The sequence below is a fragment of the Streptomyces sannanensis genome (genome assembly GCF_039536205.1).
GTDB lineage: Bacteria > Actinomycetota > Actinomycetes > Streptomycetales > Streptomycetaceae > Streptomyces > Streptomyces sannanensis.
Genome location: NZ_BAAAYL010000001.1, coordinates 4,795,574 through 4,820,962, shown reverse-complemented (window position 1 = coordinate 4,820,962; position 25,389 = coordinate 4,795,574). Strand labels below are relative to the sequence as shown.

Here is a 25,389-nt window from a genome sequence, read left to right as displayed (position 1 = left end):
CCAACAAGATGACCAGGGTCGGCCGGAATCCGAACCGGCGCTCCATCTACTGGTCCGGAAAGTTTGCGATCGGAGCGGTCGGACTTGTCGTTCCATTTGGTCGAGCCAGGACCATAAAGAGGATGTGGACGGCGGTACGGACTCCCAGAAAGACCCTCAAGCGCTGCGGCGCCTCCGGTGGCAGGTTTGCCACCTGTGAGCTTGCCGGGTGGGGCGTGCAGACCGTAGCCAATGACTTCAGGAACTGGAACAAAAACCGCCGATTCAGGAATGACTGGAACGACTCCCTGACCAATTCGGGGCGGGAAGCAGTTTGCAGGAAGTACACCGGCAAGCGAAGCTGCTGGCGGCGGCCGATGCTGCGATGCCGAGCGTCGTCAGCGCCACCGAGAAGGCCACGCAGGATGCCACGATCCTGCTTCTGCGTATAGGCCGATTTCCTTGCCCAACACGGCTGTTACCACCTTTCCCTGACTCACTGCCTTGCGCGATTGCTGTTCACATGAGGTCCTTTGCGGATCCCCAGTCCGTGGCGGTCGACATCTTCGACGGGGCGCCGTACTTTCCGTTTCCGTCGCCGGGCCACCACCAGAGGGAGCCGGCGGAATCCACTGCGGCCAGATCACCCCTGCGGTCGCCATTGAAGTCGCCCGAGAAAACGTTGCTCACCGTGCCGAAGCCGGCCGCCGGCCAGGTCTGCAGCGTGCCGTAGTCCCAGCGTCCGAGGCCGTTGCCGCCCAGCAGATGAAGACTTCCGCCGGACAGCGCGGCCGCCAGGTCCATGCGGCCGTCGACGTTGAAGTCCGTGGCAAGGGCCGGTTGGTAGAACTGGTGGTCCGACATGTATCCGGCGGGCGCGTACTCACCGTTTCCATTGCCGCGCCACCACCACAGGACGTCCGTGTCAGGGTCGATCTCCATGACACCGCACACGGCGGCGATGTCGCCCTTTCCGTCGCCGTCGAAATCGGCCGAGAAGAAGTTCTTGCACCGCGGCGGCCCCCATCCCTCCGCGAAGGTTCCCTGGAGGTGGCTGACCTCGTCGGTCAGGGGCAGAGCGGCGCCGGCGACTCCGCCGTTGCCGTCCCCCGGCCACCACCAGACACGATTGCCGCTGTCGACGGCCGCGATGTCTCCCCTGCCGTCGGTGTCGAGGTCCGCGGTGAAGACCTCCTTGTAGCCGCTGCCCCGGCCGTCGGACCAGATGAGGCGCTTGTTCGCCAGAGTGCCGTTGCCGTTGCCCGGATGCAGGGCCAGGTTGCCATCGGACTGGAGGGCCACCACATCGGACAGGCCGTCGGAGTTGAAGTCCTGCGGCGCGAACAGGCCCGGGGTGAGGCTGTGGACATTGCAGGCCGGCAGTCCCGGGAACGGCTCAGGTCCGGCGCCGATGATCTTGTCGGCCGGAACGTAGCCCCAGCCCTGCCAGCTCGTCCAGCCAGAGGACGTATCACCCTTGACGTAGTACCAGATGCGATTGCCCGCACCGTTCATGTCACCGCTGCGCCAGCACACGAAGCCGTGCGGACCGGCCAGCAGTTGCCCGGTCACCTGCGAGGTGCCGTACGGTTCGATCCTGACGTCCGAGGCCTGGCTCTCGCAGCTCAGCTCCGTTCTGAAGGAGTTGCTGTCGGGGTCCTGGTAGGACACCTGGTCTCGCAGCAAGCACTCGCCGTTGTAGGCGATCTCCGCCGTCAGCCGGACGAAGCCCACGTTGAAGAGCATGTAGCTCGTTGCCGGCGGGGTCTCGCCCGCCGCCGTGGCCCTCAGTCCGAGATCCACCAGGTTCGTACCGCTCTGCGCGGCCGCCTGTGCCGCCCCCAGGACGTCGATGCCCGAAGTCCCTGTCGAACAAGCGAGTCTGGAGAGCCATGCGGGCTGGTTGTTCCATGTGTGCGCAGGAGTGGCACGGGCGGTGTGCCAGATCTCCACCGTGGGGGCAGTGCACTGCCCTCCGGACCCGGAGCCGTTCACGAGACTGAGGGAGGCACTCAGCACCTGGCGGCCCGCAAGGTATGGAACGTCCACCTGGAAGAAAGTGCGCATCGGGACATAGGCGCCGCGGACGTTGTCCATCCCCGCCTGCAGGAAGTCCGAGTACATCCAGCCGGATCTGTCCGGATACCCCGCCCTGACCACGTTCCAGGCGGACGGCGCCTTGGTGAACGAGGGATCCAGGTAGACGGGGTAGGTGGTGTCCGGGGCCGCGAGCAGCTTCTGGTCGGGGACGACCGCCAGGCTGCCGACGGTGGCCTCGGCCGACATGACCGCTTCCTTCTTCCGGCCCTTCGAGCTGTCCCACATCCGCGGGGCGGGGCCGGTGAACACGGTGCGGCCCTTGGCGTCGACGGCCTTCAGGCCCTGTTTGTGATCACCGGACACCTTCAGGCCGGGCGCGACCAGTCCGTAGGCGATCTTCTTCAGCTTCGGGTTCTTCGCCGCCCCCGCGTCCTTGACGACCAGTAGCTGCGCGAAGCCCTCCGCCTGTGCCGTGACCCGCAGATCGACGCCCGGCAGCACCTCGGGGTACGTGGCCACCGGACCGTCCAGCTTCGGCTTCGGCAGCTTCCCCGGCCAGCCCAGCTCCAGCACGTGCTGCTTGTCGTTCAGCCGTACGAGGGGGCCCTCGCCGCCGTTGGACAGTTCCAGGCCCGTCACGGCGGCCTTGGGCCGCACCCGGCCCTTGTCGGTCACCAGGTCCGTGTCGACCGGCACCCACGCCCGGCCCTGACGCACCCGCACCGGCGTCAGGTGCGTCGTCACCGTCAGCGTGCCGGACGGATTCGCGTACACCCCGGACGTCTCGGTCCGGTGCTCGACGATCTCCACCGGCTTCCCGGAGGACTTAGCCTTCGCCAGCGCCGACACCTCGACGCCCCTGGGCGGTTCCCCGTCACGCTCTGCGGCCGACGCGACCACGCCGATGGTGCCGAGCACCACGGAGAACGCCGCGCAGGACGCCAGAACTCTTCGCAGGTGCGGAACACGTCTCGCAAACACCCACTACCTCCACTTCCCGTGTGGACTGGCCTCCAGCGGTTCAGGTGCGTCACATGAGGTCCTTGAAGCTCCCCCAGTCCGTGGCGGTCGACATCTTCGACGGGGTACCGAAACCGCCGTTGCCGTCACCGGGCCACATCCAGAGCCGGCCGGCGGAATCCACGGCCGCGACGTCGCCCTTGCGGTCACCGTCGAAGTCTCCGGAGAACATCTGGCTCACCGTCGAGCCGAAGTCGGCAGCCGGCCAGGGGTTCGAGGGCGCGAGCGGACTCAGCTCACCGCCACCGATGTTCTTGTTCAGCCAGAGCCTCCCAAATCCATCCATCTCCGCCACATCGGGGCGGCCGTCGCTGAAGAAGTCGGCCGAGGTGTGACTGCCGTTGGGCGTGGCGCCCCCGGGTCCGCTGTCGTCGGATCCGAGGCCGTTGACCCCGCCCTTGCCGTCACCGGTGAACCACCAGTACTGGTACTCGTCCAGTCCCTGTTCGTCGACTCTGCAGACGGCGCCGACATCGGTCTTTCCGTCTCCGTTGTAGTCGAGAGAGAAGAAGTCACGGCACGGCACGTTACGGTACGGACGGAAATAGGTCTGACTGTTGGTCAAGGGGTCGGTCGCCGGAACAGCCGCATCGGCCACACCGCCGTTGCCGTCGCCCGGCCACCACCACAACTTGTACGCGCTGTCGACCGCGGCGATATCGGCGATGCCGTCCGTGTTGAAGTCGGCGGTGAACACGTCCAGGTAGTTCCGACCCCGGCCGTCCGTCCACAGCATGGTCTTGTTCGCGAGGGTGCCGTTGCCGTTGCCCGCAAACAGGGCGAGGTTTCCGTCTGCCTGGAGAGCCACCACATCGGAACGGCCGTCGGAGTTGAAGTCCCACGGCGACATCAGACCGGGGGTGACGTTGTGGACCTGGCAGGCCGGAAGCCCGGGGAAGGGCTCGGCGCCGGCGCCGGTGATCTTGTCGGCCGGTACATAGCCCCAGCCCTGCCAGTCGGTCCAGCCACTCGACGTATCGCCCTTGACGTAGTACCAGATGCGATTGCCGGCGGCGTTCATGTCACCGCTGCGCCAGCACAGGAAGCTGTGCGGGCCGGCCAGCAGCTGGCCCGTCACGGCACTGCTCGTATAGGGCTCGACGCGGACATCGGATGCCTGGCTCTCGCAGTTCATCTCCTTGGTGAAGGACGTGCCGTCGGTGTCCTTGTGATCGACCCCGTTCACAAGGAGGCACTCGCCGTTGTACGTGACCTCCGCAGTGAACGTGGCGGACTCCAGCAGGAAGCGTCTGAGGCTGCTCTGCTGTCGGTTCTCGACGGTGTCCGAGGCGCGCAGCCCCAGGTCCACCACGGTGGTGTCACCCAGCGAGGCCGCCTGTGCCGCACCGGTGGCGTCCAAGGTGACCGTCCCCTTAGGGCACGCGTACGAGGAGTTCTTCGTCTTCCATTCGGGCTGGTTGTTCCAGGTCGTCGTGGAACCGGCACGACCGGTGTGCCAGAGCTCCACGGGGTGGAGGGAACAGTCGCCCGAGTACGTCGCGTGATCCTGGAGTACCAGCTTGGCGTTGAGAACCTGGCCCCCCAGATAGGGCACATCCACCTGGAGGAGCGAGCGCGTCCTACTGACCGTGCTGCCGGTGCTCCAGTACGCCGCGGTAGTGAGTTCGGCGAACATACCCTCCTGCCGCCAGACCGTATCCGGGTACGCCTCGGACACTTGCCACGCTCCGTACACGCCCGTGCTGAACGACGGGTCCACATGGACCGGGTAAACGGTGTCAGGGCCGGTGAGCAGCTTCTGATCGGGCGTGATCTCCAGGGTCTTTCCCGAGACCGCGGCCGGCATGACCGACGTCTTCTTGTTCCCCTTCGAGCTGTCCCACATCCGCGGGGCCGGTCCGGAGAAGACCGTCTTTCCCCTGGCGTCGACGGCCGTCAGGCCCTTGTTCCGGTCGGCACCGATCTTCAGACCGGTGCCGGTGAGGCCGTAGGCGATCTTCTTCAGCTTCGGGTTCCTCGCGGCCTTGGCATCCTTGACCACCAGCAGCTGCTGGAAGCCCTCCGCCTCGGCGGTGACCTGGAGGTCCACTCCGGGCAGTACCTCGGGGTAGGTCGCCACCGGCCCGTCCAGACGCGGCTTGGGCAGCTTCTCCGGCCAGCTCATCTCCAGTACGTGCTGCTTGTCGTTGAGCCGCACCAGCGGGCCGTCGCCGCCGCTGGACAGTTCCAGGCCCGTCACGGCGGCCTTGGGCCGCACCCGGCCTTTGTCGGTCACCAGGTCCGTGTCGACCGGCACCCACGTCCGGCCCTGACGTACCCGCACCGGCGTCAGGTGCGTCGTCACCGTCAGCGTGCCGGACGGATTCGCGTGCACCTCCGCGTACGGCGTCCTGTGCTCCGTGATCTCCACCGGCTTCCCGGAGGACTTCGCCTTCGCCAGCGCCGAGACGGCGACGCCGTCACCACCGCTTTTCTCGGCCTTCTCGGCCGCCGCCGCGGCGACGCCGAGCGTCGTCAGCGCCGTCGAAAGCGCCACGCAAGAGGCCACGAGCCGGCTTCGCCGCCGGAGCCACAGCTCTTTCACCAACACAGATACCACCCGTCCATGTCCGAGGTCGTGCGGGGCTCCGCAGATGAGGAGGGGCCGGGCGTCGCACTTCGGGCGACGCCCGGCCCCGTGATCACTCGCCGGTCACAGGAGGTCCTTGAAGGTCCCCCAGTCCGTGGTGGTCGACATCTTCGACGGGGTGCCGAAGGTGCCGTCGCCGCTGCCGGGCCACCACCACAGCGAGCCGGCCGAGTCGACGCCCGCCATGTCGCCCTTGCGGTCGCCGTTGAAGTCGCCGGCGAACACCTTGGTGACCGTGCCGAAGCCGTTCGGCGCCCAGGGGATCCTGGCGCCCGTGCCGTAGGAGGCGTTGGGCGCGAGGGGGCCCGGGTTCAGCTCCAGGGTCGTCGCGTAGGGCATCCGGGCGATGTCCATGCGGCCGTCGCCGGTGACGTCCATCGGGGAGAACTCGGTCTCCGTGCGGTAGGCGTAGAGGTACTCGTTGCCGAGGCTGGCGCCGCTGGTGGCGTTGATGCCGCCGTCGCCGTCGCCGGGCCACCACCAGAAGGCATCGGCGTCGTAGTTGCCCTGCTCCGAGCCCTGACCACAGATGGCCATGATGTCGGTGTTGCCGTCGCTGTTGAAGTCCGAGGCGGAGGCCACCCGGCACGGGGCGTGCAGCCCGGGGTCGAAGTAGTACTGCGTCTTGTACCGGTTGTCGATCAGCGGCAGCCGGGTGTCACTGACGCCGCTGCTGCCGTTGCCGGGCCACCACCACACGACACCGCCGGTGAAGCCGGCGACGTCGCCGATGCCGTCCTTGTTGAAGTCACCGGTGAACAGGTTGGTGTAACCGGTGCCCCGGCCGTCGGTCCACAGCATCTTCTTGCTGCCGAGGGTGCCGTTCCCGAGGCCCGGATAGAGGGCGACGTTCCCGTCCGTCTGGACGGCCAGGACATCGGACACTCCGTCGGAGTCGAAGTCCTGCGGTGAGGCGATACCGGCGGTGACGTTGTAGACGTTGCAGGCCGGAAGCCCGGGGTAGGGCTCGGCGCCGACCAGGTTGAGCTTGTCGGCCGGGACGTATCCCCAGCCCTGCCACTTGGTCCAGTTGGAGGAGGTGTCGCCCTTGACGTAGTACCAGATGCGGTTGCCGGCGGCGTTCACGTCACCGCTGCGCCAGCACACGAAGCTGTGCGAGCCCGCCAGCAGGCTTCCCGTCACCGCACCGTTGGTGTACGGCTCGGCCCGGACCGCGGAGGCCGTGTTCTGGCAGTTCACCTCCTTGGTGAAGGTGGTGCCCTCGGGGTCCTTGTAGTTCACTCCCGTGTACAGGAAGCACTGGCCGAGGGAGTTGTACTCCACGCTGAGGCTGACCTTGCTCAGGTCGAACCGCAGGCTGTTCGTCGCGGCCTGTTCCACCGCGTCGGTGCTGCGCAGACCGAAGTCCACCAGGCTCGAGCCGCCGGCCGCGGCCGCCTGCACCGTGCTCTTGACGGACAGCGTGCCCGCACCGTTCGCGCAGGCGGGCGACGCGAGCATCGTGTTCCAGGTGGGCTGGTTGTTCCAGGTGGTCGCTGAGGAGATGCGACCGGTGCTCCAGATCTGCAGGGGCACACAACTGGAGTTCGTCGTCGTGTAGTTGAGGGTTGCGTTCAGCACACTGCGGCTTGCGTTCAGATTCGGCACGTCGACCTGGAAGAACCCGCGATATGCGTCCGTCACGCCGAGGTAGTTGGTCGTTCCACCGACGCTGAGGTTGAGCTTGGACCGGTCGTTCCAGTAGGACGTCGTCGGTGTGGTCCGGCGCACCTCGGCCCAGTTGGACACACCGGCGCTGAACGTGGGGTCGACATACACCGGGTAGGCGGTGTCGGCGCCGGTGAGAAGCTTCCGGTCCGGGACGACCGAGAGGCTTCCGCCCGCGGCCGCGGTGTCCATGACCGCCTGCTTCTGCTTCCCGCCCTTGCCGCTGTCCCACATGCGGGGCGCCGGGGCGGAGAAGACCGTACGGCCCTTGGCGTCGACCGCCTTGATGCCCTGCTTCTCGTCACCGGTCATCTTCAGACCGTTGCCCTTGACGCCGAACGACAGCTTCTTCAGCTTCGGGTTCTTCGCGGCCTTGGCGTCCTTGACCACCAGCAACTGCGAGAAGCCCTCCGGCTCGGCCGTCATCCGCAGATCGACGCCCGGCATCACCTCGGGGTAGGTGGCCACCGGACCGTCCAGCTTCGGCTTGGGCAGCTTCCCCGGCCAGCTCAGCTCCAGCACATGCCGGCGGTCGTTCAGCTTCACCAGCGGGCCGTCGCCACCGTCGGAGAGCTCCAGACCCGCCACGGCCGCCTTCGGCACCACACGGCCGTTGACGAATGCCAGGTCGGTGTCGACCGGTACCCATGTGTCACCCTGGCGCACGCGCACCGGCACCAGATGGGTCGTCACCGTCGTGGTGCCGGACGGATTGACGTACACCTCCGAGGTCTCGGTCCTGCGCTCCACGATCTCCACCGGCTTCCCGGAGGACTTCGCCTTCGCCAGGGCCGACACGTCGACACCCTTGCCCGCTCCGCCCGACGAGTCGGGGGCCGCCACGGCCATTCCCAGTCCTGTGCCCAGGGTGGAAACGGCCACGATCAGACTGAGGGCGAGCACGGACTTGCGGCCGCGCGGCCCCATGACTTTCTTCGACATGAGATTCACCGGATCCGTCAGTACCAGGGGCAGCGGGGAAGACCGGGGAACGGATGCGGGGTTCCGGCCGGTACGAGAAGCTTGTTGGACTCCATGGCACCCCAGCCGTCGTACGCCGTGAACGGAGCCACTGCCGTGTCGCCCTTGCCGTAGTACCAGACGGTGTTTCCGCCGGAGTGCGGCTGACCGCGCGTCCAGCAGACGAAGGTGCTCAGCGTCGAGGTCTTCTTTCCGGTGACCGGGCTGTCGAAGGAGGCCCGGCCGTAGACATCGCCGGTGAGGTTGTCGCACTTGACGTCGGTCCGGAAGACGTTGCCGAGCTTGTCCTGCTGGAGGACGTTCTCCTCCAGGACACAGGTGGCGGCGTGGGCGGTGCCGGTGCCGAGACCGCTGGTCAGCACGGGGACGGCCAGGGCCATGACGGCCAGTCCACGGGCGGTCCGGGCAAGGCGGCCGAGGCGGGGGCGGCGGTCCTGCCTGACAGTGTTTTCAGTTGCGCGCATGTGTACGGACACCCCTATCCCCACGAGCACTTTCGCAGCCCCGGGAAGGGCGCCTTGGTGGTGCCGAGCGCACTCGCCGGCATATAGCCCCAGCCCTGCTGGCCGGGGTTGTTCACGACCTCGTCGCCCTTGGTGTAGTACCAGACGCTGTTCTTTCCGGCGTGCGGAGAACCGATCTTCCAGCAGACGAACCAGCTGGTGGTCTTGGTCATCCGCCCGGTGGCGGGCGATCCGGCGAAGGACTGTGACGTCACATCACCGGTGGTGTTGTTGCAGTAGAGATCGATGGGCCAGGTATATGATCCCCAGTCGGTGTGCGGCGAGTTCTCGCGGATCTCGCAGCCGGGATCGGCGGAGGCGGTGGGGGCGCTTCCGGCCACTCCCAGCGCGCTGGCCATGGCGAATGCGGGCAACCAGACTCGCAGCCAGGTCTTTCTTGTTTTCATCCGAGCTCCCTGTGAGGCAGACCTCGCCAGCGTGCCCGAGAGCTCTGACATGACCCTGACGCTTCACTGTCGCACCAGTGACACCGGCCGCCCCACGGGCCCCGGCCTGTGGACGGGAGTTCGAACGTCCGCTTGACTGCTGCGCCGCAGACGTTCCATGGAGAGGACGAGGAATATGACCGCGGAACCATTCCGGAACTCGTGGGATTCCAGGGTCGGGCGCGACCGAACGGATTTCGGCACATCGCGCGCCTCGAATGCCCTGTAAGGCGTGCGGATGTTATCCGGAAAACTCTCCGACCGGGCCCGTAACGGTATCTCCCTGGTCTTTCTCGGCCTGGCCGTCTTCGTGGTGTACACGGGGACCACGGTCGCCGATGTCGCCCTGCCCTCGGTCCGGGCCGACCTGCCCGCGACGGAGGCCGAGCTGCGCTGGGTCGCCAATGTCTATGTCCTGGCGTCCGCCTGCCTGTTGCTCAGCGCCGGCACCCTGGGTGACGTCCTGGGCCGCAAGCGGGTCTTCCTCGCTGGTCTCGCCGGGTTCGGCGCCGCTTCGGCGCTGTGCGCCTCGGCCGGTTCCATCGAGGTGCTGCTCGTCGCGCGAGCGGTCCAGGGGGCGTTCGGTTCCGTACTGATCCCGGTCTCGCTCGCCCTGGTGGCAGCGCTCTTCCCGGACCCGGCCGCCCGCGCCCGGGCCATCGGTATCGGCGCGGGCTTCTGCGGGCTCGCCCTCGGCATGGGGCCGGTGGTCGGCGGACTGCTGGTGGACGGCTGGGGCTGGCGTTCCATCTTCTGGCTGGACGTACCGGTGACGGCGGCCGCCCTGGTGGCGCTGGGCTTCGCGCTGCCCGACGGACAGCCGCGCCGGCACCGGCGGCTCGATGTGACGGGCCAGCTGCTGTTCGTCGTCGCCGTCGCCGCCGCGGTGTTCGGTCTCGCCGAGGGGAACGACCGGGGCTGGACCTCGCCGCCGGTGACCGTCTCGTTCGCGCTGGCCGTCGTGGCCCTGCCGGCCTTCCTGTGGTGGGAGGCCCACACGGCGGAGCCGATGCTGCCGCTCGGGCTCTTCCGCAACCCGGTGGTCGTGGTCGCCTGCACGGTCAATCTGCTGAGCCTCTTCGGCCTGTACGCCGCCATGTCGCTGCTGGCGCTGCGCATGTACGAGCTGGAGCGGCTGGCCGCGGCCGAGATCGCCGTACGGTTCCTGGTGCTCAACGGCGGGATCACTGTGGCCTCCTACGCGGCGTCGGTCATGGTGGTGCGGACCGGTCCGCGCGTTCCGATCGTCGCCGGCACCCTCTGCTCCGGGGCGGGACTCCTGGGCCTCGCCGGTCTGGACTCCGCGGACGGGTACGGCGCCTACTGGTGGCTGCTGGTCCTGCTCGGCACGGGCATCTCGCTGGCCGCGGCACCCTCCACAGTGGCACTGCTCGGCTCCTTACCGGTGGCCTGGGCGGGCACCGCCTCCGGGGTGTCCAACACCTTCCGTCAGCTGGGCAGTGTGCTCGGGGTGGCGGCGTCCGGGGCCATGGTGTCCGCCCGGAGCCTTCTGCCGGGTTCCGCGTCGGCACTGCTGCTGGCCGCGGGACTGGTGCTGACGGCGGGCGTGCTCGCCCTGGCGCTGCTGCGGCAACGGCCACGGCAGGACGGCCCGGCGGGCGCCGCCGCGCCCCGGACCGAGCAGCCCACCCGGGTGGGCGGCGCCTGACCGCACCGCCCACTCCGTATGCGTACGGTCACGCCGCGGCGGGCGAGGGCCGGTGCGGTCATCCGCGCCCCCGCTCGTGCGGAATCACGCCGCCATGTCGTGCCGGCGGATTGCCCGCATGCGGGACTGCACGGCGGGCGTCGGCTCCAGGCCGAGCTCGCCGTGCAGTACCGTGCGCAGCCGGTGGTAGGCGTCGAGCGCCTCGGCCGGGCGGCCCGAGCGGTACAGGGCCACCATCAACTGTTCGGAGAACCGTTCGTGCAGCGGGTACAGCATGGTGAGCCGGTGCAGTTCCGCGACCGTGTCGGCGTACCGGCCGCCGCGGTGCTCCAGTTCGACCTTGTCCTCCAGGGCGAGCAGGCGCTTCTCGTCGAGGCGTATGGCGGCGCTTCTGCACAGCACCCCACCGCCGACGCCGTGCAGCGCGGGGCCGCGCCACAGTCCCAACGCCTCCTCGAGTACGGCACCGGACCGGGCCGGGTCGCCGGCCATCAGCCGGCGCGCCTCGTCGTACAGCGACTCGAACTCCCGGAAGTCGATCACAGGGCCGTCCAGCCGGAGGCTGTATCCCGACGGTTCGGAGACGAGGCGCTCGCGGGCGAAGCCCGCCCCGCACCAGGTGTCGAGCGATCGTCTGAGCCGTGTGACCACGGCCTGCAGAGCGTTGCCGGCCTGGCCCGGCGGGTCGTCGCCCCAGATCTCGTCGATGAGCTGTTCCTTGGAGACGGAGGTCCCTTCACCGAGCAGAAGAAGGACCAGGAGGGTGCGCTGGCGTCCTCCTCTGATATGCGCCGGTCGGCCGTGTACCCGGACCTCGAGAGGGCCGAGCAGGTTGAACCGCACCACCATTGCCACCTTCCTGGGAGCCGGCCGACGGCGTCCGTGACGCTCCGACCGCCGGCATGCAAGCAGTAATGGACCGATCCGGCGGTTTTCCGGTCTCCGCACGGCGGTCGATCATGTTCATGACCCGGAAACGGGACGAGGAAACGGTAGAGGGCATGGCAAACGGCCTGCCTCCCGTGCGGCGGCAGGCAGGCCGCCGGACCATTCCCGTCAGAAGCCGGCCGGTTCCGTGTACGTCCCCCACTCGCCCCGCAAGGCGTCGCAGATCTCGCCCAGGGTGGCCTCGGCGCGTACCGCGTCGAGCATCGGCCCGATCATGTTCGAGCCGTCGCGCGCGGCGGCCAGCATCGCGTCCAGGGCAGCGCGCACGCCCGCGTCGTCACGGCGGGCCCTGCGCTCGCCGAGGACCCGGACCTGCTCCCACTCGACCTCATGACTCACGCGCAGGATCTCCAGGTCACCGGTGACCGAGCCCTCATGGCAGTTGACACCGACGACGCGCTTGTCGCCCTTCTCCAGGGACTGCTGGTAGCGGAAGGCGGACTCGGCGATCTCGCCGGTGAACCAGCCGTCCTCGATACCGCGCAGGATGCCGGAGGTGACGGGGCCGATCGGGTGCCGCCCGTCCGGATGGGCGCGCAAGCCCCGTTCCTTGATCTGCTCGAAGATCTTCTCGGCGTCGGCCTCGATACGGTCCGTCAGCTGCTCGACGTACCAGCTGCCGCCCAGCGGGTCGGCCACACCGGCGACGCCGGTCTCCTCCATCAGCACCTGCTGGGTGCGCAGGGCGATCTCCGCGGCCTGCTCGCTCGGCAGTGCGAGGGTCTCGTCCAGGGCGTTGGTGTGCAGGGAGTTGGTGCCGCCGAGCACGGCCGCCAGGGCCTCGACGGCCGTACGGACCACGTTGTTGTACGGCTGCTGGGCGGTCAGCGACACACCCGCCGTCTGGGTGTGGAAGCGCAGCCACTGCGCCTTGTCGGTCCTGGCGCCGTACACCTCGCGCATCCACCGCGCCCAGATCCGGCGGGCCGCGCGGAACTTGGCGATCTCCTCGAAGAAGTCGACGTGCGCGTCGAAGAAGAAGGACAGGCCGGGGGCGAAGACGTCGACGTCCAGCCCGCGCGAGAGCCCCAGCTCGACATATCCGAAGCCGTCCGCGAGCGTGTAGGCGAGCTCCTGCGCCGCCGTCGCCCCCGCCTCGCGGATGTGGTACCCGGAGACCGACAGCGGCTTGTACGCGGGGATACGGGCCGTGCAGTACTCCATCAGGTCGCCGATCAGGCGCAGATGGGGCTCGGGCTCGAACAGCCACTCCTTCTGCGCGATGTACTCCTTGAAGATGTCCGTCTGCAGGGTGCCGTTGAGCACGCCCGGATCGACACCCTGCCGCTCGGCGGCGACCAGGTACATGCAGAAGACCGGAACGGCCGGGCCGCTGATCGTCATCGACGTGGTGACCTCGCCGAGCGGGATGTCCCTGAAGAGGACGTCCATGTCGGCGGCCGAGTCGACAGCCACACCGCAGTGGCCGACCTCACCGAGCGACCGAGGGTCGTCGGAGTCCCGCCCCATGAGGGTGGGCATGTCGAAGGCGACGGACAGGCCGCCACCGCCGTGGCGCAGGATCATCTTGTAGCGCTCGTTCGTCTGCCCGGCGTTGCCGAAGCCGGCGAACTGACGGATGGTCCAGGTGCGGCCCCGGTAACCGCTCGGGTACAGACCGCGCGTGTAGGGGTACTCGCCAGGCCAGCCGATCCGCTCGAAGCCCTCGTACATGTCGCCGGGCCGCGGCCCGTACACGGGCTCCACGGGCGCACCCGAAAGGGTTGTACGCGTCCAGTCCCTCGGGGACCGCGCCCGCGGCCCCGCGGCCGCGTCCCGCTCGCGGGCCTTGTCGTAGCGGGCCTGCCAGCGACGGCGGCCTTCCTGGATGGCCTCAGCGTCCATGTCGTCTTCCGCCTCTCGGCGCCGGGCCCGGGGGGAGGGCCGCTCGAAATGTACTAGGACGTCCTAGTAATTATCGGCGCGGAAACGCCCCGGCACAAGCTTTTCGGGGCTCGGTTCGCCTCCGGGGCGCCCTGGGCCTGTGCCGACGGTCGACCGTGCTCAGTCACTCCTTCGTCGGGACCTGCGCGCGCTCTCCCTTTCGGCACAGGCGGCACCCCCTTCGGCGGGATGCCGGGGCGCGGTGGAGTGACTCCGGAGGTCAGACCTTGACGGGCTGCGGCGAGGTGCCGATGATCAGCGGCTCGACCTCGGCCACGACCTTGCGCTCGACGAAGAACGCGGCGGTGGGGATCGTGCCGGACACCAGCACCCAGGCCAGCTTGCCGAACTTCCACTTCGCCTTGGAGCCGAGGTCGAAGGCGAAGATCAGATAGACGATGTAGAGCACACCGTGGATCTGCGACACGACGAGCGTCAGATCCTCGCCCTTGTCGAAGCCGTACTTGGCAACCATGCAGGCACAGAGCACGAGCAGCATCACGGCGGTGACATAGGCCATGACCCGGTAGCGGGTCACCACGCTTCGTTTCATGCCGTCGAGCGTAACCGCCCGCTATGGGGGATCTTCCGCCGGGCTCACCGCTCCTCGAAATCTCCCGCGGCCACCCGCAGGGGACGCAACATGGCGAAGATCTCCGCGCACTCCTCCGCGTCGTACACGCCGAGGCCGAAGTCCATCCCCATCAGATCGCGCGTGGCCGCCTCGACGACCTCGCGGCCCTTCTCCGTGATCGAGGCGAGCGTGCCGCGCCCGTCGTTGGGGTTGGGCCGCTTGGCGACCAGGCCGGATCTCACCAGGCGGTCGACCGTGTTCGTCACCGAGGTGGGGTGCACCATCAGCCGCTCCCCGATCTTGGACATCGGGAGCTCGCCCGCCTTGGAGAAGTTGAGCAGCACGAGCGCCTCGTAGCGCGCGAAGGTCAGTCCGTAGGGCTTCACCACCGCGTCGACCTCGGCGAGCAGGATCTGGTGGGCACGCATGATCGAGGTGATCGCGGCCATCGAGGGGACGGGACCCCAGCGCTGCTTCCAGAGTTCGTCGGCGCGAGCGATGGGGTCGAAGGGGAGACTGAGCGGCTTCGGCACGCTTCCGACCTTACCCACTGGTCATATGCCGGTCAGCCCTGTCTCGTACTTCGGTCCGCAGCAGCTCGGCGAGGAGGACCAGGACGCAGAGGGTTCCCAGGACGCCGCAGACCGCGACCGCATGATGCGCGGGCAGCAGCTCGGCCGGCGCCCCGCGACGGCCGTGCCGACCCCCTGGACGTTCATCATGCCCGCGGTCATCAGGGTCATCGCCCGGCCGCGCAGCTCCTCGGGCACCGCGTCGACGTACCACTGGCCCAGGCCGCACAGTACAAGGACGGCCACGGCCACGGGCAGGCCGGGACGCAGGAACGGCAGCACGCGCACTGCCGCCGGCGGCACCACCAGCCGCTCCCCTGCCGCCGGGCCGAGCCGGGACCCGGCCAGGAGCTCGCCCGTGATCGTGCCCACCGGCATCGCGCACATCAGCAGGCCCAGCCCGGCATGCGAGACGCCGATGCCGTCGGCGTACGGGGCGGCGAGGCCTCAACCCGCACCGCCACCGCTCAGGGCCGCGTCGTACGCCGCAGCCGGTGGCGTACCGCCCGCTGGGCAACCGGGCCGAGTTCCTCGAGGGCACCGACCAGCACGGCCAGCTGTTCCAGCGCGTCCAGCGCGGACCGCGCACCGGACGGGTCGACGCCCTCGTACAGCTCGAGACCGACGAAGGAGGCGGCGACCGCGCGGGCCAGGCCGGCGGAGTCGGTGAACTCCGCGATCGGCGTCCCGGTCAGCACCCGGGCGAGCACCTTCTCGATCTCCGCTATCCACAGCTCGAGTCCGGCGGCCGTTGCGGGCGCGAGCCGTGGCTGGGTCTGCGCACCGGCCAGCAGCTGCCCGAGCTCCGCGACATGGCCGCCGGCCTGCTCCTCGGCGTGCATCTCGCGCCCGAACGCGAGCAGTTCGCCGAGCGAGCCGATCCCGGCGAGGCGGTCGCGGTAGCGGGCGACACGCTGCTCGGCGCCGTGGCGGCAGGCTGCGGCAAGGAGTTCGTCGACCGAGCCGAAGTGGTAGAACACCAGCGCCTGGTTGACTCCGGCGGTCGCCGCGATGGAGCGTGCCGAGGTCTTGGCGATGCCCTGCTCGGTGAGCGTGCGCAGGGCCCCTTCCAGCAGCTTGACCTTGGTGTCCTGGCTCATGTGCGGATCTCCTCGCGTACCGGGCGCAGCCCGGCGCGCACCCCGAGGGAGCGTACGTCGGTGTACTCGGCGGCAAACGACCCCTCGTAGCCGAAGAGCGGCCCGAAGCGCCGGTTGGTGACCCGCACCCGGATCCGGAAGCGGCCGGTGGTGTCGTCGTAGGACTCACGCACCTCGGCGTCGCCACCGACGGCCTCCGGCACCCTGATGTCCAGCGGCCCCTCACGGAAGCGGTGTTCGCCGGAGCGGACGACGAGGGAGCCATCGGGTTCGGCGGCGAAATGGAGGTCGCTGGCGAGGTGCTGATGGGTGCCCAGGTAGTCGAGGATGCAACCGCGCTCAGGGCTGTGGATCATCGTGGCGTCGAAGCGGCGCGGGCCTCCCGGAAAGGCGAAGGTCCGGACGAAGGTGACGGTCTCGCGGCCGAACGAGTCGGTGTACGGGACGTTCTCGATGGTGAAGGGGATCCGGCGGCCCGCGCGCGGCACCAGGATGCTCCGGGTGCCGCCGAGTGCCAGGAAGGGCTTGACGAAGGCCGGGCCGTGCCAGATGCGGTCCATCACTCCGCGTCCGGTGCAGGCCTCGCCGCTTGCGAGGCCGACCGAGAAGCGGCGTTGCAGCTGGGGATGGAGCCGTTCGAAGCCGTCACCCATGACGGCGCGGAAGATGGAGGTCATGACAGCGGCTCCAGGGGGGTGAGGCGGGGCAGGGCCGGGGCGCGCAGGCAGCGGCGGGCAGCGGGGGTGCCCGGCAGCGGGGGCAGGAACAGGGCGAGGGGGAGCAGTACGAGCCCGATCAGGGGCGCGCCGTAGCCCAGGAACGGGAAGAGACGGGCCAGTAGAGGGATCATCAGCCGTCCGCCGTCCCACAGCACCGCCGTGACGGCCGCCAGTCGGACGGCGGTCTCCGCCAGGGCGTGGGCCAGCGAGCGGGCCGGGGTGATGCCGCGTTCGCACCACAGCCGGAGCCGGTCGAAGGACCAGGCGGTCGCCCACCCCATGAGCGGCCGGAACACCAACCGGTCGGCAATCGCGCCGAACCACCCCCAGCGCGGCCGGTAGTCGTAGCCGGTCAGGAATCGGACGCCCTCGCCGTCCGGAACGTACTTCCAGTAGCCGCTGCCCTCCTCGATCAGTGAGAGGGGATGCGGCGAGGAGAAGCGGAGGGCCGAGGTGCGGGCGCCGTCCGGGCGGTGCCGCTCCCCGGCGGCGACGCCCGTTCCGGAGACGGCCAGGAAGGGCAGCAGCCGGGTCGTGTACCGGAAGTGCTGCGGCTCGCCCTCCGCGCGCGGCAGGTAGTCGATCTCGGTGAATCGGAGGTCCCAGCGCTGATGCTGCGCGGGCTGCTGGGTGCGTTCCCAGAGCAGGTCCAAGTCGGCCCGTATCCGGGTCTCGATGTACAGCCGCATGCCCGCCCCCAGGTCAGCCAGTGTTTTGAGCGACCGCTCAAAGCGTCGCGAGCGCGAAGCTACATCGTTTTGAGCAGTCGCTCAACCCTGGGATACGGAATAGCCCCCTGCCGCACGCACGGTCAGGGGGCTTCGACGAGGCAGGTCGGTCCAGCCGACGAGGTGCCGTTCGGCCGCCTCCACCTTGGACGTCAGGCCGTCGGTCACCCGGAGTGATTACGCACAGGGTGCGACCACCCTGCAGGATCGAGTGATCACGGGGGCGGCTCAATTCTCCATCGAGTCGCCCCCGTTGTTCATATTTTTCCCGAAGAGAGAGGATTGATGACCATGCAGCAGCAGAGCCCTCCGGGGGGAGGGAAGGATTCCTACAGTGCCGCCGCCTGGGTGATTGGCTGGCTTGTCTTTCTGGTGTCCGGCTATGCGGCGTCCGTACTTCTGAGCAGTGCTTGGGTGGACTGCGAGATCGGAGTCAATGCTGGTGCCAACCTCGGAGATCTCGCCCTGGCATCAACGTCCATGGCCACAGTATCGACGCTGCTGTGGGCCGCGATGCGCAGAATAACGGGCCGTCGCGGGCTGCTGGCCCCTCTGCTACTCACGATCGCCCCAGTGGTGGTACTGCTGTGGCCGCTAATGGCTGTTTGGCACGCCCCCGCCGGCTACCCGGTCAGCACCTGCCCGCCGGACAACATCCCTCCGTGGTGGCCGAACTTGCTGCCCCTCTGACTTGGGTGGTTCGGCGCGAATGTCGAAAATTCGATCGGAATCGGGGGCGACAGATGTCTCATATCGAGATTTCGGGAAGTATCTCGGTGACGAGGTAGCCTTGAAGTTCTCGACAGATGCAAGGGGAGTTGAAGACCTCGTTGAGAACATTTCTCCCGGCGGGCATCTTGCGCAGGGCAGGAATCCTATAAGTTCGCACCGGGTCGATAAAGCGGGCTGGAAGATATCTGAATCCTTGCCCCACGAGGGAGGCACGCTCTATGGGAGCAACGAGAGCGGTACTGAATTCGACATACTGGCAGTTACCGACGGGAAAGAGGTGACCGTATACATCTATGCCTCAAAACCTAAAGCGCCTCGGGGGTAGATCAATCCGTCACGTGATTGACGGAAGGGGGAGGTCGGCACTTTTCGGAGTATCAGTCAGGCTGAAGTTGTCCGCTCTGCTGGAGTGCGACTCCGGGCAGGTCTTGCGCGCGGACGCCGGGATAAGGAGTCCCGCTCAGCCCCTCGCGTGGATGCTCGATGAAGTACGCCCGCGCGCTGGCCACGTGGCCAGGGCGCGGGCGTGCTTCGTCGAGCGCCACGTGGAGTGGGGTTACGAACTCTGCTGGACGGGTTCCTTGAGGGTGGTGATGAAGGAGTCCCAAGCGCAAGCGGCGACCATGAGGACCGGGCCGTGCGGGGTCTTGGAGTCGCGGACTGGGACGATGCCAGGGAGACCGGCGGCGACCTCAACACAGTCCCCGCCGGTGCCGTTGCTGTAGCTGCTCTTGCACCAGACAGTTACGCTCAAGTCAATGTCGTTGCTTGCCATTTCGGTAATCCTCAGCCGCTTCCTCGATCATGGCCAGGGACGCCTCAGGCGATAGTGCGGCGGCCCTGAGCAGATCGTACGACCTGCGGTACTCCTCGACGAGGGCTGGATCGTCGATGGTGTCACCGGTGTGTTGCGACTCCAGGTAGACCAGGGGCGGGGCATCCGGGAAGGCCATGATCTTGGCCATGCCCATCATGAGGGGATGTGGCCCGCAGTTCCACGGAAGGATCTGTGGAACGATCCGGTGGCGCCTGGCCAACGCTGCGATGCGGTCCAACTGTTGAGCCATCTCCTCCGGCGGGAGAATCGGCTGACGCAGCAGCGACTCGGGCAGGATCGCCCAGTACATCGGGGTGTTGTGGTTGTCCTCGAAGAGGTGGGCCCGCGCCAGCCGAGCGCTTACCTTCTCTTCCACCACGTCGTCGGACGCCAGCGGCATCGCTGCCCGCACCACCGCCCGTGCGTAGGGCTCGGTCTGCAGCAGGCCGGGAATGAGGGTGGGGCACCACTCCTCGATAGTCTTCGCGTGTTTCTCCGCCTCCAGAACGCGCTCGAAGTAGCGGGCGTGACCTCGTCTCTTCGCCTTCCGGACGTCCTCGCAGCGGCGCTTGAAGAAGCCGTCCGTCTTCAGCACCCGGTCGACGTGGTCGGCCAGGTCCGGCGGCATGCGCCGCTGGCCGCGTTCGATCTCACTGAGGTGACTGGGGCCGTAGAAGCTGCCCTCGACCAGCTGCTGGAGGGTCAGCCCGGCCCCCTCCCGCTGCCAGCGCAGCTCCTTGCCGTAGAAGGTGGGGACGCCCGCCGATCCGTCGATGTCCTTGCCCTGTGCCATCGTTCGCCGCCTTGCCAGGTGTGCCGGTTCCACGTCGCGCCCGGTCAAGACCCGGCGATTCCTTACGTGTTTCCGGCACCTCGCCGGAGTTTCACAGGTCACGGCCGGGAGCCCGAACCTCTTTTACGGTACGCCGCACAGCGCCATTGTGTGAGCGATTCGTCACACAGCGCTACAGGAAGACGTACGGCCATGCCCGACCCCACCCACCACCGCGACGCCCACGACTGCACCGAACAGCTCCGCGCCGCCCTGGCCGCCCACGGCATCACATTGCCATCCCTCGGCATCGACCTGCCGAGCTTCGCCGGGCGCCACCACAGCCCGCCCCTCATCGCCCTCGGCAACTGCAACCTGCTCACCGCCCGCGCCCTGATCGTCGCCCTGCGCAAGGGAGTTGCCCGATGAGACCGCTGACCCTCGAACTCCTCGCCACCCCCAAGGCCGTGGCCGAAGTCCGCCGCACCGTACGCGAACACGTCGGCGCCCCCTGCGCCGACCTCCAGCTGTGCGTCAGCGAGTTGCTCGCGAACGTCATCCGCCACCTCGGCGAAGGCGCCCCCGTGACCGTCCGCATGGCCCGCACCCAGGGACGTACGCGGCTGGAGGTCACCGACACCGCTCCCCGGGCCTGGCCCGTTCTCCGCCAGGCAACCGGCGACGACGAGGCCGGCCGCGGCCTCGCACTCGTGGAGGCCCTCACCCTCCGCTGGGGCGTGGACCAAAACTCCGGCACGAAGACGGTCTGGTGTGAACTTCCGTGCGACGAGTCCCTTTGATCCCGCCCGTGGCCACTGAAGGCCGAACGGGCCGTACGGCTCGGCGCGCGGGCGGGATCAAGGCGGACCCCGCCGCGCTACGCGCCGTAGTAGAGGCGCTGGGTATCCACCAGGACGATGTCCCGTTCCTCGGAGGCCAATTGGGCCAGTTCCTCGGTGAAGCCGACGCCACTGAAGAGCAGCAGGCGGGTGTGCGAGGCGTTCAGTGCGGGATGAGCCTCAAGGATGGAGCGGATGCGCCGCAACCGGTCGAGGTGGCCCATGCCGATGACGTCGCCCCACTTGGCCTCGCCGATGGCCAGCAGCGGGCGGCGCTCGCCGTCGGCGTGGCCGAGGACCGCGACGTCGACCTCGTGGCTGCGGCGCTGGGCTGCGTCATTGACGATCCCTCGGCCTACATGGGACGGGATTCCGCCGAAGGATTCCGGATCGGCATGGAACTGGCACCAGTCCCGGCAGATGGCCTCGAAGCGTGGGCCGACGACCGTTCCGTAGAAGCGCTTGCCGCTCTGTTCCCAGACTCGTGCGGCGAGGCCCGGGCGGTCGAGCCGGGACCATTCGGGACGCATGACGGCGTGGTAGAAGGTGACCAGTGGTTCAGCGATGCTGTACGTCGAGCGGCCGGCTCTGAAGGCGTCCGCTTCTCGCAGTACGAGTCCGGAATCCTCGAGGACCGTCAGTGGGTGACCGAGGTCCGACGCCTTGCGCCCTATGAATGATGCGATGCCGCCCCGCGTCGTGTTTCCTGCGGCGACGGCGGCCAGTACGGAGTGGTAGAGGCCGGTGTCGCGCAGGCTGGGTTCCTCCGCCAGGAGGTGGCGGGCTTCACGGAAGAGCGGACTGTCGCGTTCCAGCACGTTGCGCACGACCCACCCGTCGAAATCCTCGCGGTCGGCAGGGGTGTCGCCGAGCGTGAACTCGTTTCGGTAGGCCGGCGTGCCGCCGACGACGGAATTCAGCAAGACGGCCAGATTCGGGTCCGGCACTCTCCAGAACTCACCGGCCAGGCGGTAGTCGAGGGTGTGCACCACCATCTCCAGTCCGGCCCTGCCGCGCAGCGGTGCGCTGCCGGAGAGGAGCCGGCTCATGAACGACAGTGCGGAGCCACAGAGCAGCAGCCGGGTCTGCGAGGACGTGCGTTCCTCACGTCCGGGCGCATAGGCGCGCTGGACGATCGACGGCAGGGCCGGTGTCGCCTGGACGAGATAGGGGAACTCGTCGATGACCACAGGGATGGGTCCTTGCCGCCCCAGACTGAGCAGGGCGTCGACAGCCTGGTACCAGTCGGTGAAGGAGAGGGGTGACGGCAGCCCCAGGAACGCGGAGAGCTCGGCGCCCAGTCGGCTCAGGGACTCCGCCTCCGTCGCCTCGGTGGCCGAGAAGTAGAAGCCTCCCAGTGCTCTGCAGGCGGCGTCGAGCAGGAAGGTCTTGCCCTGTCGGCGTCGTCCGTAGACCACGCCGAGCGCGGCCCCCTCGCCCGGATGTGACGCAAACCGGGTGAGCGAGCGCCACTCGCTGTCCCGGTCGAACATGTTGGCCGGCTTCTCCATGGACCCAGGCCCCCTGATTACGTAACCACACTTACGGTAAGTGTACCTACGTAATCACTCGAGCACACATTGTTCCCAGGCGGATGTCGGCCTTCAGGACGACCGACACGCGCGGCGCGCGCCTCCACCGCGGCGACGGCGAGGCCGGCCGCGGTCTCGCGCCGGTCGACGCGCTCACCCTGCGCCGGGGCACGGAAGGGGTCGACACCAAGACCATCCGGTGCGAACTGCCGGATGGCGGGACGCGATCGATGCCGCACTGGCCGTCGTCGCGCGGGAGCGCAAAGGCCGGGTGCCCGTCTTCACGTCGGACGTGGACGACCTGGAACGGCTGGTCCCGTCCACCGTGGTGGTGCGCAAGGCCTGAACCGGCCGGTCGGACCCTGGTAGGGCCCGACCGGTATGGCCCTACAGGGCCGGCGTCAGCCGGCCAGGTGGCGCTCCACCGTCTCCACCTTCGACGTCAGCCCGTCGGTGACGCCCGGGCGGATGTCGGCCTTCAGGACGACCGAGACGCGCGGCGCGCGCGCCTCCACCGCGGCGACGGCGCGCTTCACGACCCCCATCACCTCGTCCCACTCACCCTCGATGGACGTGAACATCGCGTCCGTACGGTTCGGCAGCCCGGACTCGCGGACGATCCGGACGGCGTCGGCGACGTACTCGCCCACGTCCTCGCCCACACCGAGCGGAGTGACGGAGAACGCGACGATCACGCGTTGACCACGCCCTCCTTGCGGGCGCGGGAGGCGATCATGCCGTCCGCCTCGTACCGCTTGAGCAGCCTGTCGCCGTACAGGCCACCGAAGGGCACCAGGGCGAGCAGGAAGAAGAGGGCGACCCGCTTCAGGGGCCACTTCGCCTTGTTCCACACGTCCAGCAGGAACAGCGCGTAGAGGACGAACAGCACACCGTGGACGAGGCCCAGCGGCATCATCAGGTAGTCGATGTCGGAGATCCGGCTCAGCAGCGAGCCGAAGATCAGCAGAGCCGGGAAGGACAGCGCCTCGGGAACGGAGACGAGGCGCAGCCGGTGCAGGGCGGTGGCGGTTTTGACGTCCACAGGGGCACCTTCGCTGGGAGGGGGCGGTAACGGGGCTTGTGAATGCGGGCACAAGCGTTCACATCGTACCCGGGGTGCTGTCGGTGCCCGGGTCCAGGCCGCTAACGTCACCCCGTGGCAACCTTCCGACTCCAAGGCAGCAGGGTGCTCGCCGTCGACATGACCGGCGATGCCGTCAAGGCGAAGAACGGCTCGATGGTCGCGTACGACGGCCAGATGGCGTTCAAGAAGATGACCGGCGGTGGCGAGGGTCTGCGCGGCATGGTGACCCGTCGGCTGACCGGCGAACAGATGACCGTGATGGAGGTGAAGGGTCACGGCACCTGCTACTTCGCCGACCGCGCGAGCGAGATCAACCTCGTCACGCTGCACGGCGAGAAGCTCTGCGTCGAGGCGAGCAATCTCCTGTGCACGGACAGCGCGCTGCGCACCGGCACCACCTTCACCGGGCTGCGCGGCGGCGCGACCGGCAACGGTCTGTTCACGACGACCGTCGAGGGCACCGGGCAGGCCGCGATCGTCTCGGACGGCCCCGCGGTGGTGCTGCGGGTGACCCCGCAGTACCCGCTCTCGGTCGACCCCGGCGCGTACATCGCGCACCAGGGCCATCTCCAGCAGCACTTCCAGTCCGGGGTGACCTTCCGCACCCTCATGGGCGAGGGCGGCGGCGAGGCCTTCCAGATCCGGTTCGAGGGCGACGGACTCGTGTACGTCCAGCCGAGCGAGCGCAACACCATCGGGGGGGACGTCTGATGCCGTTCCGCGAGATCAATTCCAAGATGGTCGAGGCGACGATCATGCCCGGCCAGAGAATGTTCAGCCAGCGCGGCGCGATGCTCGCCTACCGGGGCGACGTCGGCTTCACGCCCAACATCCAGGGCGGCCAGGGCGGCATCATGTCGATGATCGGCCGGCGCGTCGCCGGCGAGGCGACCCCGCTGATGACCGTCGAGGGCAACGGCACCGTGATGTTCGGCCACGGCGGCCACCATGTGCAGGTGATCAATCTGACCGGCGACACCCTCTGTGTCGAGGCCGACCGCCTGCTCGCCTTCGACGGCACCCTGCAGCAGGGCACGATGTTCATGGGCTCGCAGGGCGGCGTCATGGGCATGGTGCGCGGCCAGGTGACCGGGCAGGGCCTGTTCACGACCACCCTCAAGGGCCACGGCGCGGTCGCGGTGATGGCGCACGGCGGTGTCATCCAGCTGCCGATCACCCCGCAGCGCCCGGTCCATGTCGACCCGCAGGCGTATGTCGCACACCACGGCGACGTACGCAACAAGCTGTCGACGGCGCTCGGCTGGCGCGACATGGTGGGGCGCGGCTCGGGCGAGGCGTTCCAGCTGGAACTGTCCGGCAACGGCATGGTGTACGTACAGGCCTCGGAGGAGAAGCTTTGACCGGCCCGGTGGTGTTCGACCCCTACTCGCTGCCCAGCGACGACAACGTCAACGCGTACACCTTCTGTGTGGAGCTCAAGGGGAACCAGTGGTTCCTGCAGAAGGGCAAGATGATCGCCTACTACGGGCAGATCGAGTTCAACGGCATCGGCCACGGCCGGTTCGACCGGCTCCTGCGCACCAGTTTCCACTCCCCGCTGCATGCCGGCGACTGGGTGGTCGCCGAGGGCTCGGGCAAGATGCTGCTCGCCGACCGGGCCTTCGATGTGAACTCGTACGACCTCGATGACGGCAATCTCACCATCCGGGCCGGGAACCTGCTCGCGTACCAGCCCTCGCTGACGCTGAAGCAGTCGATCGTGCCGGGCTTCCTGACCCTCATCGGGACGGGCAAGTTCGTGGCGGCGTCCAACGGTTCGGTCGTCTTCATGGAGCCGCCGCTCCGGGTGGACCCGCAGGCGCTGGTGGGCTGGGCCGACTGCCCGTCACCGTGCCACCACTACGACCACGGCTACATGAGCGGGGTCATGGGCGGCCTGCGCGCGCTCACCGGGATCGGCGGGGCCTCGGGCGAGGAGCACCAGTTCGAGTTCGTGGGGGCCGGCACGGTATTGCTGCAGTCGACCGAGCTGCTGATGCCGGATCAGGACACCGGGGCCGTCCCGCACGAGCCCGGAGTGCCCGGCGGACACTCCCCAGCCGGGCACATGGCCAACACGCCGCGCCTTCCCGGCCAGCTTGGAGACCTCCAGCGTCGCTTCGGCCTGTGAGCGGTAGTCTGCGGAGTGTGACGTCGAACGTGTGCGCACTCGCTTGAGTGCGAGCACCGAG

Annotated in this window: 27 protein-coding genes; 9 read left to right on the top strand and 18 right to left on the bottom strand. The window is 68.4% G+C overall.

Annotated features, from left to right (window positions below):
- Positions 1-498: 498 nt before the first annotated feature.
- The 5 genes from ABD858_RS22700 to ABD858_RS22680 all read right to left on the bottom strand — a co-directional run bounded on the left by ABD858_RS22700 (position 499) and on the right by ABD858_RS22680 (position 9,188).
- Entirely contained in the window at positions 499-3,000 is a 2,502-nt protein-coding gene (locus ABD858_RS22700) for an FG-GAP-like repeat-containing protein (RefSeq protein ID WP_345040565.1), read from the bottom strand.
- A gap of 49 nt (positions 3,001-3,049) precedes the next feature.
- Positions 3,050-5,536, bottom strand: a complete 2,487-nt coding sequence (locus ABD858_RS22695) for an FG-GAP-like repeat-containing protein (protein WP_345040563.1) — start codon at positions 5,534-5,536, stop codon at positions 3,050-3,052.
- Between the two features lie 156 nt (positions 5,537-5,692).
- Entirely contained in the window at positions 5,693-8,239 is a 2,547-nt protein-coding gene (locus ABD858_RS22690) for an FG-GAP-like repeat-containing protein (RefSeq protein ID WP_345040560.1), read from the bottom strand.
- 17 nt (positions 8,240-8,256) lie between these two features.
- The gene (locus ABD858_RS22685) at positions 8,257-8,742 is read right to left on the bottom strand and encodes a hypothetical protein (protein ID WP_345040558.1); all 486 of its coding nucleotides are present in this window, start codon (positions 8,740-8,742) and stop codon (positions 8,257-8,259) included.
- 14 nt (positions 8,743-8,756) lie between these two features.
- Positions 8,757-9,188 carry a hypothetical protein gene (locus ABD858_RS22680; RefSeq protein WP_345040556.1) on the bottom strand — a complete coding sequence of 144 codons (432 nt, stop codon included), beginning with the start codon at positions 9,186-9,188 and terminating at the stop codon, positions 8,757-8,759.
- 277 nt (positions 9,189-9,465) lie between these two features.
- On the opposite strand from ABD858_RS22680, the gene ABD858_RS22675 reads away from it, so the two are divergent.
- Positions 9,466-10,896, top strand: coding sequence for an MFS transporter (locus tag ABD858_RS22675; protein WP_345040554.1), 1,431 nt, complete (start codon positions 9,466-9,468; stop codon positions 10,894-10,896).
- A gap of 84 nt (positions 10,897-10,980) precedes the next feature.
- Here the strand turns inward: ABD858_RS22675 and ABD858_RS22670 are convergent, their stop codons facing one another.
- The 8 genes from ABD858_RS22670 to ABD858_RS22635 form a co-directional block, all read right to left on the bottom strand.
- The gene (locus ABD858_RS22670; RefSeq protein WP_345040552.1) at positions 10,981-11,742 is read right to left on the bottom strand and encodes an AfsR/SARP family transcriptional regulator; all 762 of its coding nucleotides are present in this window, start codon (positions 11,740-11,742) and stop codon (positions 10,981-10,983) included.
- A 210-nt stretch (positions 11,743-11,952) separates the two neighbouring features.
- Positions 11,953-13,689, bottom strand: a complete 1,737-nt coding sequence (icmA, locus tag ABD858_RS22665; RefSeq protein ID WP_345040550.1) for a coenzyme B12-dependent isobutyryl-CoA mutase large subunit — start codon at positions 13,687-13,689, stop codon at positions 11,953-11,955.
- Positions 13,690-13,948: 259 nt separating this feature from the next.
- Entirely contained in the window at positions 13,949-14,281 is a 333-nt protein-coding gene (locus ABD858_RS22660; protein ID WP_345040548.1) for a DUF3817 domain-containing protein, read from the bottom strand.
- A 44-nt stretch (positions 14,282-14,325) separates the two neighbouring features.
- Complete coding sequence (locus ABD858_RS22655) at positions 14,326-14,835, bottom strand: MarR family winged helix-turn-helix transcriptional regulator (protein WP_345040546.1); 510 nt, start codon at positions 14,833-14,835, stop codon at positions 14,326-14,328.
- A 21-nt stretch (positions 14,836-14,856) separates the two neighbouring features.
- Positions 14,857-15,252 (bottom strand): hypothetical protein, encoded by a 396-nt coding sequence (locus ABD858_RS22650; RefSeq protein WP_345040544.1) that lies wholly within the window; start codon positions 15,250-15,252, stop codon positions 14,857-14,859.
- Between the two features lie 89 nt (positions 15,253-15,341).
- The gene (locus ABD858_RS22645) at positions 15,342-15,974 is read right to left on the bottom strand and encodes a TetR/AcrR family transcriptional regulator (protein ID WP_345040542.1); all 633 of its coding nucleotides are present in this window, start codon (positions 15,972-15,974) and stop codon (positions 15,342-15,344) included.
- On the bottom strand, positions 15,971-16,651 hold the full coding sequence (locus tag ABD858_RS22640) for a DUF4166 domain-containing protein (protein ID WP_345040540.1): 681 nt from the start codon (positions 16,649-16,651) through the stop codon (positions 15,971-15,973). Before ABD858_RS22640 ends, ABD858_RS22645 begins: the two co-directional genes overlap by 4 nt.
- A complete protein-coding gene (locus tag ABD858_RS22635; protein ID WP_345040538.1) occupies positions 16,648-17,382 on the bottom strand; it encodes a hypothetical protein in 735 nt (244 codons plus the stop codon). Before ABD858_RS22635 ends, ABD858_RS22640 begins: the two co-directional genes overlap by 4 nt.
- Positions 17,383-17,712: 330 nt before the next feature.
- On the opposite strand from ABD858_RS22635, the gene ABD858_RS22630 reads away from it, so the two are divergent.
- Positions 17,713-18,111 carry a hypothetical protein gene (locus ABD858_RS22630; protein ID WP_345040535.1) on the top strand — a complete coding sequence of 133 codons (399 nt, stop codon included), beginning with the start codon at positions 17,713-17,715 and terminating at the stop codon, positions 18,109-18,111.
- Positions 18,112-18,130: 19 nt separating this feature from the next.
- The gene (locus ABD858_RS22625) at positions 18,131-18,478 is read left to right on the top strand and encodes a hypothetical protein (protein WP_345040533.1); all 348 of its coding nucleotides are present in this window, start codon (positions 18,131-18,133) and stop codon (positions 18,476-18,478) included.
- Between the two features lie 231 nt (positions 18,479-18,709).
- On the opposite strand, the gene ABD858_RS22620 is transcribed toward ABD858_RS22625, so the two are convergent.
- Both ABD858_RS22620 and ABD858_RS22615 read right to left on the bottom strand, forming a co-directional pair.
- Positions 18,710-18,928 (bottom strand): DUF397 domain-containing protein, encoded by a 219-nt coding sequence (locus ABD858_RS22620; protein ID WP_345040530.1) that lies wholly within the window; start codon positions 18,926-18,928, stop codon positions 18,710-18,712.
- Positions 18,909-19,763 carry a helix-turn-helix domain-containing protein gene (locus tag ABD858_RS22615; protein WP_345040528.1) on the bottom strand — a complete coding sequence of 285 codons (855 nt, stop codon included), beginning with the start codon at positions 19,761-19,763 and terminating at the stop codon, positions 18,909-18,911. The genes ABD858_RS22620 and ABD858_RS22615 overlap by 20 nt, the downstream gene beginning before the upstream one ends.
- 192 nt (positions 19,764-19,955) lie before the next feature.
- Here ABD858_RS22615 and ABD858_RS22610 point away from each other — a divergent pair, with 192 nt between their 5' ends.
- Both ABD858_RS22610 and ABD858_RS22605 read left to right on the top strand, forming a co-directional pair.
- Entirely contained in the window at positions 19,956-20,171 is a 216-nt protein-coding gene (locus ABD858_RS22610) for a hypothetical protein (RefSeq protein ID WP_345040526.1), read from the top strand.
- Positions 20,168-20,542 carry an ATP-binding protein gene (locus ABD858_RS22605; protein ID WP_345040524.1) on the top strand — a complete coding sequence of 125 codons (375 nt, stop codon included), beginning with the start codon at positions 20,168-20,170 and terminating at the stop codon, positions 20,540-20,542. Before ABD858_RS22610 ends, ABD858_RS22605 begins: the two co-directional genes overlap by 4 nt.
- Positions 20,543-20,619: 77 nt before the next feature.
- Here the strand turns inward: ABD858_RS22605 and ABD858_RS22600 are convergent, their stop codons facing one another.
- Positions 20,620-22,092 (bottom strand): AAA family ATPase, encoded by a 1,473-nt coding sequence (locus ABD858_RS22600; protein WP_345040521.1) that lies wholly within the window; start codon positions 22,090-22,092, stop codon positions 20,620-20,622.
- 220 nt (positions 22,093-22,312) lie between these two features.
- Here ABD858_RS22600 and ABD858_RS22595 point away from each other — a divergent pair, with 220 nt between their 5' ends.
- Entirely contained in the window at positions 22,313-22,459 is a 147-nt protein-coding gene (locus ABD858_RS22595; protein ID WP_345040518.1) for a hypothetical protein, read from the top strand.
- A gap of 55 nt (positions 22,460-22,514) precedes the next feature.
- On the opposite strand, the gene ABD858_RS22590 is transcribed toward ABD858_RS22595, so the two are convergent.
- Together ABD858_RS22590 and ABD858_RS22585 are read right to left on the bottom strand one after the other, a co-directional pair.
- Entirely contained in the window at positions 22,515-22,808 is a 294-nt protein-coding gene (locus ABD858_RS22590) for an MTH1187 family thiamine-binding protein (RefSeq protein WP_345040516.1), read from the bottom strand.
- On the bottom strand, positions 22,805-23,155 hold the full coding sequence (locus tag ABD858_RS22585) for a DUF3817 domain-containing protein (protein ID WP_345040514.1): 351 nt from the start codon (positions 23,153-23,155) through the stop codon (positions 22,805-22,807). The genes ABD858_RS22590 and ABD858_RS22585 overlap by 4 nt, the downstream gene beginning before the upstream one ends.
- Before the next feature lie 114 nt (positions 23,156-23,269).
- On the opposite strand from ABD858_RS22585, the gene ABD858_RS22580 reads away from it, so the two are divergent.
- From ABD858_RS22580 to ABD858_RS22570, 3 genes are read left to right on the top strand one after another with little or no spacing between them, the layout of a single operon-like run.
- A complete protein-coding gene (locus ABD858_RS22580; RefSeq protein ID WP_345040512.1) occupies positions 23,270-23,908 on the top strand; it encodes an AIM24 family protein in 639 nt (212 codons plus the stop codon).
- Positions 23,908-24,558 (top strand): AIM24 family protein, encoded by a 651-nt coding sequence (locus ABD858_RS22575; RefSeq protein WP_345040510.1) that lies wholly within the window; start codon positions 23,908-23,910, stop codon positions 24,556-24,558. The genes ABD858_RS22580 and ABD858_RS22575 overlap by 1 nt, the downstream gene beginning before the upstream one ends.
- Positions 24,555-25,328 carry an AIM24 family protein gene (locus ABD858_RS22570; RefSeq protein WP_345040508.1) on the top strand — a complete coding sequence of 258 codons (774 nt, stop codon included), beginning with the start codon at positions 24,555-24,557 and terminating at the stop codon, positions 25,326-25,328. The genes ABD858_RS22575 and ABD858_RS22570 overlap by 4 nt, the downstream gene beginning before the upstream one ends.
- Positions 25,329-25,389 lie beyond the last annotated feature (61 nt).